Annotated in this window: 14 protein-coding genes; 3 read left to right on the forward strand and 11 right to left on the reverse strand. The window is 62.3% G+C overall.

The window, feature by feature from the left end:
- Positions 1-58 precede the first annotated feature (58 nt).
- The gene (locus tag AC3D24_RS07335) at positions 59-646 is read right to left on the reverse strand and encodes a TetR/AcrR family transcriptional regulator (RefSeq protein WP_489029428.1); all 588 of its coding nucleotides are present in this window, start codon (positions 644-646) and stop codon (positions 59-61) included.
- A gap of 101 nt (positions 647-747) precedes the next feature.
- On the opposite strand from AC3D24_RS07335, the gene AC3D24_RS07340 reads away from it, so the two are divergent.
- Entirely contained in the window at positions 748-1,593 is an 846-nt protein-coding gene (locus tag AC3D24_RS07340; protein ID WP_489033096.1) for an oxidoreductase, read from the forward strand.
- A gap of 245 nt (positions 1,594-1,838) precedes the next feature.
- Here the strand turns inward: AC3D24_RS07340 and AC3D24_RS07345 are convergent, their stop codons facing one another.
- The 4 genes from AC3D24_RS07345 to AC3D24_RS07360 all read right to left on the reverse strand — a co-directional run bounded on the left by AC3D24_RS07345 (position 1,839) and on the right by AC3D24_RS07360 (position 4,408).
- The gene (locus AC3D24_RS07345; protein WP_489029430.1) at positions 1,839-2,471 is read right to left on the reverse strand and encodes a class I SAM-dependent methyltransferase; all 633 of its coding nucleotides are present in this window, start codon (positions 2,469-2,471) and stop codon (positions 1,839-1,841) included.
- A 47-nt stretch (positions 2,472-2,518) separates the two neighbouring features.
- Positions 2,519-2,947: a nuclear transport factor 2 family protein gene (locus AC3D24_RS07350; RefSeq protein ID WP_489029432.1), complete on the reverse strand. Its 429-nt coding sequence runs from the start codon at positions 2,945-2,947 to the stop codon at positions 2,519-2,521.
- Positions 2,948-2,979: 32 nt separating this feature from the next.
- Entirely contained in the window at positions 2,980-3,570 is a 591-nt protein-coding gene (locus tag AC3D24_RS07355) for an NADPH-dependent F420 reductase (protein WP_489029434.1), read from the reverse strand.
- A gap of 103 nt (positions 3,571-3,673) precedes the next feature.
- Positions 3,674-4,408, reverse strand: coding sequence for an SDR family NAD(P)-dependent oxidoreductase (locus tag AC3D24_RS07360; RefSeq protein WP_489029435.1), 735 nt, complete (start codon positions 4,406-4,408; stop codon positions 3,674-3,676).
- Between the two features lie 203 nt (positions 4,409-4,611).
- On the opposite strand from AC3D24_RS07360, the gene AC3D24_RS07365 reads away from it, so the two are divergent.
- Positions 4,612-5,508, forward strand: coding sequence for a LysR family transcriptional regulator (locus tag AC3D24_RS07365; protein ID WP_489029436.1), 897 nt, complete (start codon positions 4,612-4,614; stop codon positions 5,506-5,508).
- Between the two features lie 349 nt (positions 5,509-5,857).
- Here the strand turns inward: AC3D24_RS07365 and AC3D24_RS07370 are convergent, their stop codons facing one another.
- The gene (locus AC3D24_RS07370; RefSeq protein WP_489029438.1) at positions 5,858-7,015 is read right to left on the reverse strand and encodes a tyrosine-type recombinase/integrase; all 1,158 of its coding nucleotides are present in this window, start codon (positions 7,013-7,015) and stop codon (positions 5,858-5,860) included.
- Between the two features lie 134 nt (positions 7,016-7,149).
- Here AC3D24_RS07370 and AC3D24_RS07375 point away from each other — a divergent pair, with 134 nt between their 5' ends.
- Positions 7,150-9,078 carry a DUF6538 domain-containing protein gene (locus tag AC3D24_RS07375; RefSeq protein ID WP_489029439.1) on the forward strand — a complete coding sequence of 643 codons (1,929 nt, stop codon included), beginning with the start codon at positions 7,150-7,152 and terminating at the stop codon, positions 9,076-9,078.
- Positions 9,079-9,124: 46 nt separating this feature from the next.
- Here AC3D24_RS07375 and AC3D24_RS07380 read toward each other — a convergent pair whose 3' ends face one another.
- Genes AC3D24_RS07380 through AC3D24_RS07400 form a run of 5 tightly spaced genes read right to left on the reverse strand, consistent with a single transcriptional unit; the run spans position 9,125 to position 11,782 of the window.
- On the reverse strand, positions 9,125-9,610 hold the full coding sequence (locus tag AC3D24_RS07380) for a hypothetical protein (protein WP_489029441.1): 486 nt from the start codon (positions 9,608-9,610) through the stop codon (positions 9,125-9,127).
- A 35-nt stretch (positions 9,611-9,645) separates the two neighbouring features.
- The gene (locus tag AC3D24_RS07385; RefSeq protein ID WP_489029443.1) at positions 9,646-9,999 is read right to left on the reverse strand and encodes a hypothetical protein; all 354 of its coding nucleotides are present in this window, start codon (positions 9,997-9,999) and stop codon (positions 9,646-9,648) included.
- On the reverse strand, positions 9,996-10,553 hold the full coding sequence (locus AC3D24_RS07390) for a hypothetical protein (protein ID WP_489029445.1): 558 nt from the start codon (positions 10,551-10,553) through the stop codon (positions 9,996-9,998). The genes AC3D24_RS07385 and AC3D24_RS07390 overlap by 4 nt, the downstream gene beginning before the upstream one ends.
- A gap of 48 nt (positions 10,554-10,601) precedes the next feature.
- Positions 10,602-11,261, reverse strand: a complete 660-nt coding sequence (locus AC3D24_RS07395; RefSeq protein WP_489029446.1) for a hypothetical protein — start codon at positions 11,259-11,261, stop codon at positions 10,602-10,604.
- Positions 11,261-11,782 carry a hypothetical protein gene (locus tag AC3D24_RS07400; RefSeq protein WP_489029447.1) on the reverse strand — a complete coding sequence of 174 codons (522 nt, stop codon included), beginning with the start codon at positions 11,780-11,782 and terminating at the stop codon, positions 11,261-11,263. The genes AC3D24_RS07395 and AC3D24_RS07400 overlap by 1 nt, the downstream gene beginning before the upstream one ends.

Genomic DNA, 11,782 nt, shown 5'->3' on the forward strand with positions numbered 1-11,782 from the left:
AAAGAGCGGCCATTCTCATCGAAGCTAAGCGAAGGCAGCAGACGGAGGACGTGAGCGACTAGGACGCGGCGTCGCGAACGGCCTTTATCCGGTTCTTCGGATCGATAGCCCCCATTATTATCGCCGAGGTCACGTCCCGAGCGCTAGCGGCAAGGTCACCATCAGATATCTCGCCAGCCGTCCAGAAAGACAGCACGCCGCGAAAACCGAAAGCGAGACTACCTGGAAGGGATTGGAGCGCCTCGACCCGCCTATCGGCAGCTAGTCCATCGCCGTGAGCGAGCGCGAGCGACCACAACGCCTTCGATCGCGCCAGGGCTTGACCGGATGTGGGTCCAGCCGTGCCGAGCCACCCCATGACGGAGCGGTTCACGGCTGGCTCCTCCAGCATCACCGTTGCGGCGAGGTCGGTCGCCAATATCACTCTAGCGACTGCATCGCCCGCAGCCTCGGCCGCCATGAACCAAGCCTCCATCATATCGACCCGCCGGCCCGCGATCGCATGCATGATCGCAGCCTTGCTGCCGAATTGGTTGAAGGGCGTCGCGAAGCTGACGCCCGCTTCCGATGCGAGCTCGCGCATCGAGAACTCCGCCCTGTCCTGACGCAGTAAACGTTCGGCCGCGTCGATCACGCGCTGGCGCAAGGGTTCGCCCCTGTGATTGGTCGAAACCTTTTCGCTCTTGCTGCTAGCCATGCTTCTATCTGTATCATGATATATGTAACCTGTCTTTACGGAGTTAGATGATGGCGGTCGCCAATCCTAAAACTTTTCTCATAACCGGTGTCAGTTCGGGCCTGGGCCGTGCATTTGCCGAAGGTGCACTGACAGCCGGCCACCGTGTCATTGGAACTGTGCGCCGGTCCGACGATGCGGATGCCTTCACGGCACTCTCGCCTGATCGCGCACACCCATTGGTCCTTGATGTGACCGACTACGACGCAATCCCGGCCGCCATCGCGGATGTCGGGGAGAAGGTCGGTGCGATCGACGTCCTCGTGAACAATGCAGGCTATGGTCATGAGGGCGTCCTGGAGGAATCGTCGATGGACGACCTCCAACGCCAGTTCGCTGCCAACGTGTTCGGTCCGGTTGCAATGACCAAGGCCGTGTTGCCGGGAATGCGCGAACGCCGTCGCGGCCACATCGTCAACGTCACCTCGATGGGCGGCTTCATTACCATGCCCGGGATCACTTTCTACTGCGGCAGCAAGTTTGCGCTGGAGGGCATTTCGGAGGCGCTGGGAAAGGAAGTGGCCGAATTCGGCATCCGGGTGACCGCGCTCGCGCCCGGCCAGTTCCGCACGGATTGGGCGGGCCGGTCGATGGATCGCACGCCGCGCAGCATCGCCGAATATGACGCGGTGATGGACCCGATCCGCGCCGGACGGCAGGCCAAAAGCGGCAATCAGCCGGGTGATCCCGCGAAGGCGGCGCAGGCGCTGCTGACGCTGGTCGAAGCGGAAAGCCCGCCGGTGCGTCTGTTCCTTGGCGCCGACGCGCTTGGTTTGGTCGAACAGAAGCTGGACTCAATGAAGGCCGAGATCGGTGCTTGGGACGCGCTCTCGCGATCAACCAGCTTCGCTGAATGATCTGTCACACCTAACGGTGAAAGGAGCAGGTCGAATAAATTTCTAGTTCTGCCGACGCCGACGCCGACGCCGACGCCGGGGAAAACGATCGACGACTTCAGGCCGCATATGGCACCCGAAATCGAAGCGGTCTCCCGTGGCAATCGTGTTTCAGCCTTGAGCGCGAAACTGCTGAGCTGACCGCTTCTGTCGGAGACGGACAATCGTGCGGCCGCAGGTGAAGGTCCTGATGTGACCGGAACCTGTCACGGCTTCACGAACCGATAGACGAAACGGTCGGTAGCGCCCTTGATCGAAGAATCGAACACCTTGGCCGAATGCGGATCGTCGTTGTTCGCGAGCATGGTGCTTTCCGCGTCCAGGAGGAAGCCGGCCGCCTCCACCTCCTCGCGGGCGAACGCGGGCTCGATCCGGTGCAGCGACTGACTGTCGCGCGTGCCAGTCCCGGCGCCGGCAGCGTGGTCGACGATGACGTAGAACCCACCGGGCCTTAACCGCTCGAATACGGCTCGATTGAACGCAGCCGCGGTCGCGCCCCTCTTCTGGATCAGTGCGGTGTGGAGATCGTGATAGAACAGGTGCATCCACACCACGTCCGCCGTTGGCGTGGCCTCCGGCATCGCGACGATGTCCGCCGAGACGCCTTCGACATTCCGATGGTGCGGCTCGTTCGCGAGCGTCCGCATCAGGTCGACCTGATCGTTCTTCAGGTCGAGTATTTCGGTTGGCACAAAGCCGAATACCCGTCCCTCGGGTCCCACGGCTTCGGAAAACACGCGCGTCCAGTCGCCGTCGCCGGGGTACACGTCGATGACAGTCGAGCCCGCCTCGACGCGTGCGAAGCGGATCAACGCGGACTGCTTCGATTGATCGTACATTGGAACCTCCGTTAAGACAGTCGATGGAGAGAAGGGCGTCTCTATCGTTAACCCAGCGGATCTGCGTTCCCGGGCGCAGAGACCCCGCTGGCCCGCGCCAGGGCCTGAGTGTCGATATACTCCCGAATCTTCGTCAGCTTGCCGTCTCGAACAGTGATGTCGAAGATCCATTCGTCGTGGAACGGCAAGTTCGTGGCCTTAATCTTGCCGGTCGCGACGCCGACGGCCAGAACCCGGTCTCCTTGCGCCATGAATTCGGGGGGCGTCGGGTACGTCATTTCGATCTCTTGCGACGCTCGCCGAAGCACGGCAGTCACCCCGGCATGTCCGCGGTGCGTGCCGGCCAGCGCCCAGCCCTCGCCAGGAATGATCCATTCGATGTCCTCGGCAACCAATGCGAGGAGATCCTGCGGATCGGAACTGGACATGCTTGCGAAGAAATCCTTCACGGTCTGAATGTTCTTGTCGATACTCATGTGATCTACTCCATTGCGTACCTGCGCATTGTTCAGTCGAACTTGATCAGGTCCTTGAAGATTAGCTGGCCCCATGTGGTGCCGCGCGCCTGGACGAGCAGCCCACCTTCCGCGAGTCCGCCGAGCTTGATCGGTGCAAAGCCGAGCTTCTCCGCAAGCGCGCCAATCTCCGCCGTCGCTTGGTCATCGTCGCTCGACAGGAAGACGACCCGCCTGCCACCGTGAACCGTCGGATCCTGCTCGATGACGCCGGCGACCAAATGGTTGAAGCCCTTGACCAGTTTGGCGCCAGTGAAGGCTTTCGCGACGACCTTGGCAGACGGTTGCCCGCCCAGTTCGACGCCATAGGCGTTCGTCACGTCGACGATTGTCTTTCCGTGCCAGTCGGGGATCGCCTTAGCGACATCCGCGTGCGCCTCGAACCGCACGGCCAGGAAGATAACGTCCGCCTTGATCGCTTCCGCCAGTGTCTTGGGAGTGACGCGGGGGCCGACCGCAGCCGCGTCCGTAGCGAAGCTTTTAGGCTCGCGCGTGGTCGCGACGGACACGTCGATGCCGCTTCGGGCGAAGGCCTTGGCGAGCGCTTGGCCGATACTGCCGAAGCCGATGATTGCGTAGGTCATGATAGTCTCCTCTGGTGGCCCCTGCAGGGCTTGGGATGAAATCGTCATAGCGTGGTCGAGGGGCGCACCCGGTCGGACTGTCGGACCGACCAGGCGCAGCACATCAGATTTGCGCCAACCCGCCGTCGACGGCGAGCTCGCTGCCGGTCATGAAACCGCTGTCGTCTGATGCGAGGAAGGCGGCCGCCGCGCCGAGCTCTGCCGGATCGCCCATGCGCTGGAACCCGGTCATTGCGCCGTAGGCCTTGAGGCCTTCCTCACCAAGCGCGGCGGCGGCGAGTTCGGTCGCGACCGCGCCGGGCGACAGCACGTTGACGCGGATGCCGGTGCCTTTGAGGTCCTCGACCCAGGTCCGCGCAAGGTTGCGGACGGCCGCCTTGCTCGCGCTGTAGGTGGTCATCGCCGGCGCTCCGGTGGTGCCCGCGCTCGACCCGGTCAGGATGATCGAGCCTCCTTTGCCCATCAGCGGCAACGCTTTCTCGACCGTAAGGATCGTTCCTTTCACATTGGTGTCGAAAGTTTCGTCGATATGCGCGGCGGTAATTGCGCCGAGCTTTACCATGCTGCCCGTCCCGGCGTTGGCGAAGACGATGTCGAGGGTACCGCGCTCGGCCTTCACCGCGGCGTAAAGCCGGTCGAGATCCGCCTCATGGACGACCGATCCCTGTACGGCGCGTGCGTTGGGTCCGAGTTCGGCGACGGCGGCGTCGAGCGCGTCTTGGCGGCGGCCGAAGATGAAGACGAAGGCGCCCTCTTCGATGAAGCGCCGGGCAGAGGCTAGGCCGATGCCGCTCGCGCCGCCGGTGATCACTGCGGTTTTTCCAGTCAGTCGGGTCATTTCGTTCGTCCTTCGTTTCGCCGTCTCGGGGATCTGGCGGGTTGGAATCGTCCGTGAACCTGAAGGTGGCGATGGCGACGTCGCGCGATTAGTCCGCTATCGCGCACAACGGTGGTGCGGAAACGATCCGGCGAACGCGCGCAACGAAGCGCGATGTGCTATTCGGGATTCTGGAGGCTCTGTACGCGGCGCGGGGATGCACCATGATTGACTGGGACGATGTTCGTTACTTTCTCGCCGCTGCGCGCGGCGGATCTGTGCGCGCGGCCGCCAAGCAGCTCGGGGTGAACCACGCGACCGTGCTGCGACGGATCGCACAGCTTGAGGACCAGTTGGGCGCACAGATGTTCGAAAAGCTGCCTTCGGGCTACCGCCTGACAGCGGCGGGCGAAGAGGTCGTTGAGCTTGCCCACCAAATGGAGGCGTCGTCGCACCAGCTGGAAACGCGCGTCCTGGGACGTGACCAGAGCGTGCGCGGGCTGCTGCGCGTGACGTTGACGCCGATCCTCGCGACCCACCTGCTCATGCCGGCCTTCGCCGACTTCGCGCGTCTGCACCCCGAGATCGAAATGGAGATCCTGTCCTCGGGCGAGCTGGCGAACCTGACTAACCGGGAAGCCGACGTCGCGGTCCGCGTCGTCTACGACCGCAAGACTCTGCCGCTCAATCTCCACGGTATTAAGGGCCCGGAGCTATATGGCGGCGTCTACATCTCACGCGACCGACTTGCCGCTTCGCGTGCCGGCGTACTCGATCCCCTCCGGTGGATCGTGATAAGTGCTCACGGCGTCGTGGACTGGGCGAGCGAAGGTGAGGTTCGGACAACGGGTGTTCCCTTCCGCACCACCGACGCCGCGGCGCAGATCGCCGCCGTGCGGTACGGGCTCGGAATCTCGACGCTGCCGTGTTTCGTCGGCGATGCCGATCCCCTGTTGGTGCGAGTACCCGGCACCGAACTCCACCTGTACGGCACGGTTTGGCTTCTCACGCAGGGCGAGACCCGCAAGACTAAGCGCGTGCGGCTCTTCATCGAGTTCGTGTCGCATACGCTTGCCGCTCACGCGCCGTTGCTCGCAGGGCGGTCGACACCGGCAGACTGACGTTCGACAGACGAAAGCCACCGACACCGCACCCTCGCCGTAATCGAGGGTATCCATCACGCCGCGCGTGATGGTTTCGGTCAGACACTGCTTCTGGTCGTCGGACTTCCCGGGCCGGAGAAGGCAGTAGCCGTCTGGCAGCTTTTGCAGCGGGAACGGCGGCTTCTGTCCGGATTGGTCGTTCGGTGCCTCGCTCGCGAACGGCCGGGTCTGGTCGCAACCGGTCGGTTCGACGACGTCAGCATCACATTCGCCGTGACCCGGAATTTGAGCGCGCCGTCGCTGCGAGCTTTTCCGCCCTAGCCTGACGCGCCACACTCGCACTTCGGTAAAAAACCGTGGCCGCGTGTCATGTCAGAAGAAAATCGGCCCACTCGTTCATTAACACGCGGCGCCGGTCGAAAAAGTCCGTTCGCCGATACGCCGCCTCGACGGCGTTCGCGATCCGATGTGCCAGCGCCTTGTCAGCAACCTCCTTGGGCACGTTTGTGCATTCCGCCACCCAATCGGTAAACGTACTACGAAAGCCGTGAACGGTTGCGTTTCCTTCTTTCATGTCGCGAAGCACCTTGAGCATGGTCATGTCGCTGATTGGCTTACCCCGTGAGAAGGTGAATAGCAGGCTGTCAGGTCGCGCCTTGCCATGCAGCTCAAGGTGGCTTCGATGGATCGCCCGCAGCAATTTCACCGCAGGCGGCGCCAGCGGGACAAGGTGCGCCTCCTTCATCTTCATACGCACGGCCGGGATGGACCAAACTGCGCGGTCGAGATCGAACTCGCTCCACGTTGCTCCGCGCGTCTCATTCGAACGCACAGCGGTCAGAATCGTGAGCCGGAGCGCGTCACGACCCAGCGTCGATGGCAGCGCCGACAAGGCCTTCATGAATGCCGGAGCATCCTCGTGCGGCATCGCCGCCCGGTGGGTCACCTGATTGGTCTGGCGCGGAAGACCCCGTGTCACCGATCGCAGCGACACCTCGTCCGGCAACAGACCTTTAATATGCGCGTAATCCAGCACGCTGCCGACCCTCTGCAGAACGCGCTTTGCGGTTTCGGGAATGGCAAGCCAGATCGGCTCCAGCACGCTCAGTACCGCAGCACTGTCGATTGCGGTCACCGCCCTGCCGCCGATCAAAGGAAAGACATGGCGTTCGAAACTGGACATCCAGGACGCGTGGCGCTGATCCTTCCAACCGCCCTTCATCGCTTCGTAGCAATCGCGCGTCACCGCCTCGAATGTCAGGACAGGCTTGCGCGCAGGCTCCTTCTTGGCGACGGGATCGATCCCAGATCTGACAGCCTTTCGAAGAGCCATCGCAAGTTCACGCGCCTCGGCGAGCGAAACGTCCTGCGCACCGCCTAACCCAAAATCTCGCCGCCGCCCGTTATGCGCGAATCTGAGAATCCACGAGCGCGCTCCACTCTTGCGAACATGCAAGTGCAGTCCGTACATATCAGTGTGCCGGCCCGGTCCTGCGTTTTTAATCTTCAGTGCTGTGAGTGGCATAGTAATAGACTCCGAGTCTCCACAAATCGCCCCACCTTTTGCCTCGGATTTAATAGGAAAACGTGGGATACGCTGACCCAACACTTTCAAAATATTGTTTTCCGGATCAATAGGTTGGGACAAAGTGAAAATTAATGGAACTCGAACTGTCTATCCGTAGGGGTCACCAGTATCTGCCAAAGTGGCGGAAAAGCGCGGTTTGTGGTTTTTTACTGACGCTTTACCCATCCTTGTGTACAAAGGATGAGTACAAAGTGATCCGTATGGCTGCTCCCTTTCAGGATCCCCGCACTGGAATTTTCTACTTTCGCCGTGTCATTCCCGCGGCGCTCCGTCCGTTCTTCGACGGCAGCTTGAGCGAGTATAAGCGAACCCTTGATACCCGCGATCCCGATCAGGCTCGCCAGCGCTATCACCCGCACGCGCTCGTCTACGAACAGAAGCTTGCTTCAGCGAAACGCGCGCTGGTAAGTGACCATCTCAAGTCCGCGCGCGCGATGGTCGACGCCTATCTGGAGGGTATCAGCGATCAACAGCTTCAGGGCATCGCACAAAAGCTGGCATCGCTCGAACTTGGCGCCTTCAAACATGCTCACGGCCTGACGGATTACGATCCCGGCGCGCGTTACAATTTCGGCGCGCCACCCACCGCAGACGATCTTCGCGACCATGGCGACCGCAAGGCGATGCTGGAGACGATACCCGACTTCAGCCCCCTTCCCTGGCTGGAAACACTGCAGCGCATCTCCAACCTAGCAGACCTTCAACCTATCGACTGGGCAATCGTGGCGATCGCCTACCGCAATGGCATCGTCAAATCGATGGAGCCCGCGCTATATGAAGGAATCGGCCGCGCCTTCCTCGACAGGCTGTGTATGGCATGCGCGCTAAGGATCGACCCAGCACGAACACGTATCATGCCACTACCAATTCTGATCGCCGGCACTGAGACTACGCCAGCGGAGGCTCAACCACCTCAGATTCCGCCGAAAGCCGCCGCTCCAACGATCACGCAGGTCTTTAGTAACTGGGCGGCCTTCCAGCCCCGCGAAGCAAAACTGGTCGACGAATGGCGTACGGCGGTAGCTCGGTTCGCCCGACTGCACGGCGATCCGCCCGTCGACACCATCACCGCGTCGATGGTCCGCAACTATCGCCGGACCTGCGCGGCGCTGCCCTCTCGTGCGGGCAAGGCAATCGCCGCGCTGCCCCTTATCGAACAAGTCGAGCGCGCCAAGGCGCAAGGATTGAAAACACTCTCGCCCGCGACCGTCAACAAAGCGCTATCTGCAATTCGCGTAACGCTCGATCATGCCGTCGAGGAAATGGAGGTGATCAGCGAAAACGTAGCAAAGACCGTCAAGTCGCTCGCGAAGAACATGATGGAAGACTCCCGACTGCCGTTTGAACCGCAGGACCTCATCAAGATTTTTAATGCGAATCTACCTGAGAAAAGTGGGGTATCACTATGCACATTCGCCTGGACGTTGCTCCTTGCTCCCTTCACCGGATGTCGGCTTGAGGAACTGGGCAAGCTGCGTCCTGGCAACGTAAAGGCCGATGACGGCATTCACTATATCGCGATCGAGCCCGATCGCCTGCGGGTCCGCGAAGAACAGGACGGCCCCGCCAAGCGGATGAAGACCTCGAGCGCGAAGCGCGATATCCCGTTGCATCCGATACTCATCGAAGCGGGCTTTCTTGACCTGGTCGCAAAGCGAAAGGGCGAGGGAGAGAAATGGTTATTCCCGGACCTCAATACCAACAAGTACGGCAGTCGGACGCAGCGGCTCTCACGTGTGATGAACGACTTCCTGAACGATATTGGATTGTCGGATCCAGAACTGGTGTTCTACTCGTTCCGCCACACCGGCAAACGGGCGATCCGGGGCAAAGCGCCTGCGGAGATCGTCGATCTGTTATTCGGCCATGCCAACGGATCGGTCAGCGCGCTCTATGGCCGCGGTGCAGACATCCAGGTCCTGCACGCCGCCGTCGAGAAGATCAGCTATCCGGAGGTCGATTGGACGGCGGTGATCGAGAATATGAAACGCATGACATGAATCAGGCCCGTCGCTGCCGCATGCGCGGCAGCGACTGCACTGCGGGTTACCAAGTTTGTAGAACGACCTGGCTTTGTACATCGACGCCATCACGGACGAGCTTGGCGAGTTTGGTGGCGGCGCGGTCGCACCCGGCCACCAGCGACGCTGGTCGACCGCGTACCTGTAGGATTTCCCCTGCCAGCACCTTGAAGTGGTACTCGGCACCGTCCCGAGGCGTAATTACCGCACGAACCTTGCCGAATACGAGCGATAGCCGGCAGCCAGTCGAGGCGTAGCAAACGGTATCACGCGGCAGCATGACGTTGATCCCGGTCATGGCGGCGACGCCATCTTCGCCGATGGTGAACTCAAGATAGACAAGATCGACCTGTGCCTCGACCGCGGTGCGGCCGAACTCGATGCGATTGGGAGGGCTGAGCGGATCACCGGCGAGAATCATCAGGCCAGGCTTCATGGTCTTGTTGCCGAGCAAGAGCTTCGAAACGGCAGCAATATGGGCGCGGACATGGGCGGTCTGGTCGGGGGTCATCGTCTGTCTTCCTAGTTTCATCCCCACCTTGGGGATCACATCGACTTGCCCATCTCCCTCACCTTCTCTCCTTTACTGCTATCGCGCCGTCGATCGGTCCGCGCACCGTCCGCTCCCACCGGAACGAAGCAGCCCAGCCCCATGTGGAGTTGCGCCGCGATCTGCCGCAGTACCGCACGGTCGAGGCGGTGCGCGCCGTCAGCGACGCGCACCGCCTCGAACTTTCCGTTTACTGCCGGACAGATGAAGGCCGCGACCGCCATCACGCCTCGCGTACCCGTCCCACCCGCCGCATGCTGCCAGCGCTGGCCGATCAGCACGAGCAGCGGAAAGGAGATCACGAGCCCCCAGCACATCTGCTGCAACAGGCGGGACATAGGTGGCGTCACGATCGGCCATCCACGCCGGTGGGGGCGGATGCGGGGCTGCTCTCGCCATCGTTCAGGGTGCGAATCGCGCGGACCAAACCAGCGCCGCGTTCGCGCACCGTTCTCCACGGCGCCTCTTCGATGCGAAGATGTCGTGCCGTCAGCCTGAAACCCGAGCCGGCCGTGGCATCCCACCTACCCGGTGTCGGCACGAGCCATAGGCCAGCGTCGTCATCGACCCAGAGCGTCAGCAACCAGTGCCAAGTGACCCGCCCACTGCGCCATAAGCCCAGTGCGAAATCCAGCGGCGCGTTTCCCGCCGGTGTCCTGATGATCAGGGCATCTGACCGCGTCGCAATCAGGGCGCCGTTCATCGCGGCGATGCACGTAGCGAGCTTGCCGTCTGTTGTCGTGACCAGCAGGTCGTTCGCCTCGCTATAATGGCATCTTGCAAGCGGCAGGCCGAGGTCGGCTGGCATGGCCGTCAGGCGCCACCCGGCTGCATGTGCCAGTGTCCGCACGACGTGCGAGTTCATCGCCTGGCCAATCCGTGGCCAGGGTTCGTTATCGTTCATGATGTTTCCTGGTGATGGTGTTGGTTTGCCGACTGGCGCGGGGTGCGATCAGGCTTGCCGCAGGTCGGCCTGGAACTCGCGAAAGGCGTTGCCGACCAGGGCATGGGCCTTGTCGGTGGCGAGCGGCATCACCCATTCGCCAAAACCCAGCGACGTCAGACGGCGCGGTCCGCCGATGAGGACATGGACATGCGGTGGGCTGGCGCTGCCCGCTCGGTGGGGAGCATGCTGGATCAGCAACGCGGCGACTTCGAACGGATCCACGATCAACCGGCGGCTGAAGTCGCGTACCAGTTCATACTGCTCGTGCAGCCGTGCCGTCGGGAAGGTGAAGGTCAGATAGGCGAGCAGCGCCCTGGCCTTGACCGGCAGTTCGGCGTCGACCGTCTCCATCAGGATACGCGGGTCGGACAGCCGGTCATCCGCCCCCGGCGGCAGCAGCACCTCAGCCCGCGCGGCGGTCAGCGTCCATAGCGGCGTCCCGGGTGGAGCACCGACGGTCAACTTGGCGGCGGCGAATGCCGCCGCGCTGTTGCAATGTCCGCGAAATTTCGGCCGCAGGCAGCCATACATGACGCGGGTCGCGTCGCAGTTAGCATCGTCGCCGGTCAGCACCAGCCAGCTATGCGGGTTCGCCGGATTCGGCAGGCAGCCCGGGTTTACCTCGACGCTCGGTGTTGCGGCTGCTCGCCTGGCCTTGGCTCGCATCAGAAAGCACCTTGCGGATAGAGGCGTTCCGCCAGATCGGACGCGGTGCGGTAGATGCCTTCGGCGCGTTCAGCGAGCGTTTCATAGGGCGGCACCAGATGGAGTTCGAGGCCATGCGCCTCCAACCGGATCGCGGCACCGAACCCGAACGGCACCAGCCACAGGCCGCCATCATCGTGACGATAGAGCGCCAGTTCCTCCAGCTTGAAGGGGACGAGGCCACCGCCCGCCAACACGACATCGACCGACACCGGCAGCAAGTCACCGCCGGTCAGGCAGCACCGCACCAGCATCACGTCGATCGACTGATCCGCGGCGAGCCGTTCGATCTTGGCGCGGAACATGGGTGCTGCGACGCAGGTGAACGACAGGATCACCGACTGCGCGTCGAACAGCACGGTGTCGGCGGGCATGCCGGCGCCCGATACCAGGACGGGCACGTCGGGCTTGCCGAAGCCTGTGGCAAGATAGTGGAGAAGCACGTGCCGCAACGAGTGTACAGGGTTGGTCAGGGATTGCAT

It is taken from the genome of Sphingomonas sp. SL1004 (genome assembly GCF_057815015.1).

Bases quoted from the DNA above. Each gene is read 5' to 3' on its own strand.
- AC3D24_RS07350 (WP_489029432.1), bottom strand. From the start codon at position 2,947: ATGAGTATCGACAAGAACATTCAGACCGTGAAGGATTTCTTCGCAAGC.
- AC3D24_RS07365 (WP_489029436.1), top strand. From the start codon at position 4,612: ATGATTGACTGGGACGATGTTCGTTACTTTCTCGCCGCTGCGCGCGGC.
- AC3D24_RS07370 (WP_489029438.1), bottom strand. From the start codon at position 7,015: ATGCCACTCACAGCACTGAAGATTAAAAACGCAGGACCGGGCCGGCAC.
- AC3D24_RS07375 (WP_489029439.1), top strand. From the start codon at position 7,150: ATGGAACTCGAACTGTCTATCCGTAGGGGTCACCAGTATCTGCCAAAG.
- AC3D24_RS07390 (WP_489029445.1), bottom strand. From the start codon at position 10,553: ATGAACGATAACGAACCCTGGCCACGGATTGGCCAGGCGATGAACTCG.
- AC3D24_RS07395 (WP_489029446.1), bottom strand. From the start codon at position 11,261: ATGCGAGCCAAGGCCAGGCGAGCAGCCGCAACACCGAGCGTCGAGGTA.
- AC3D24_RS07360 (WP_489029435.1), bottom strand. From the start codon at position 4,408: ATGACCCGACTGACTGGAAAAACCGCAGTGATCACCGGCGGCGCGAGC.
- AC3D24_RS07355 (WP_489029434.1), bottom strand. From the start codon at position 3,570: ATGACCTACGCAATCATCGGCTTCGGCAGTATCGGCCAAGCGCTCGCC.
- AC3D24_RS07340 (WP_489033096.1), top strand. From the start codon at position 748: ATGGCGGTCGCCAATCCTAAAACTTTTCTCATAACCGGTGTCAGTTCG.
- AC3D24_RS07345 (WP_489029430.1), bottom strand. From the start codon at position 2,471: ATGTACGATCAATCGAAGCAGTCCGCGTTGATCCGCTTCGCACGCGTC.
- AC3D24_RS07400 (WP_489029447.1), bottom strand. From the start codon at position 11,782: ATGCAATCCCTGACCAACCCTGTACACTCGTTGCGGCACGTGCTTCTC.
- AC3D24_RS07380 (WP_489029441.1), bottom strand. From the start codon at position 9,610: ATGACCCCCGACCAGACCGCCCATGTCCGCGCCCATATTGCTGCCGTT.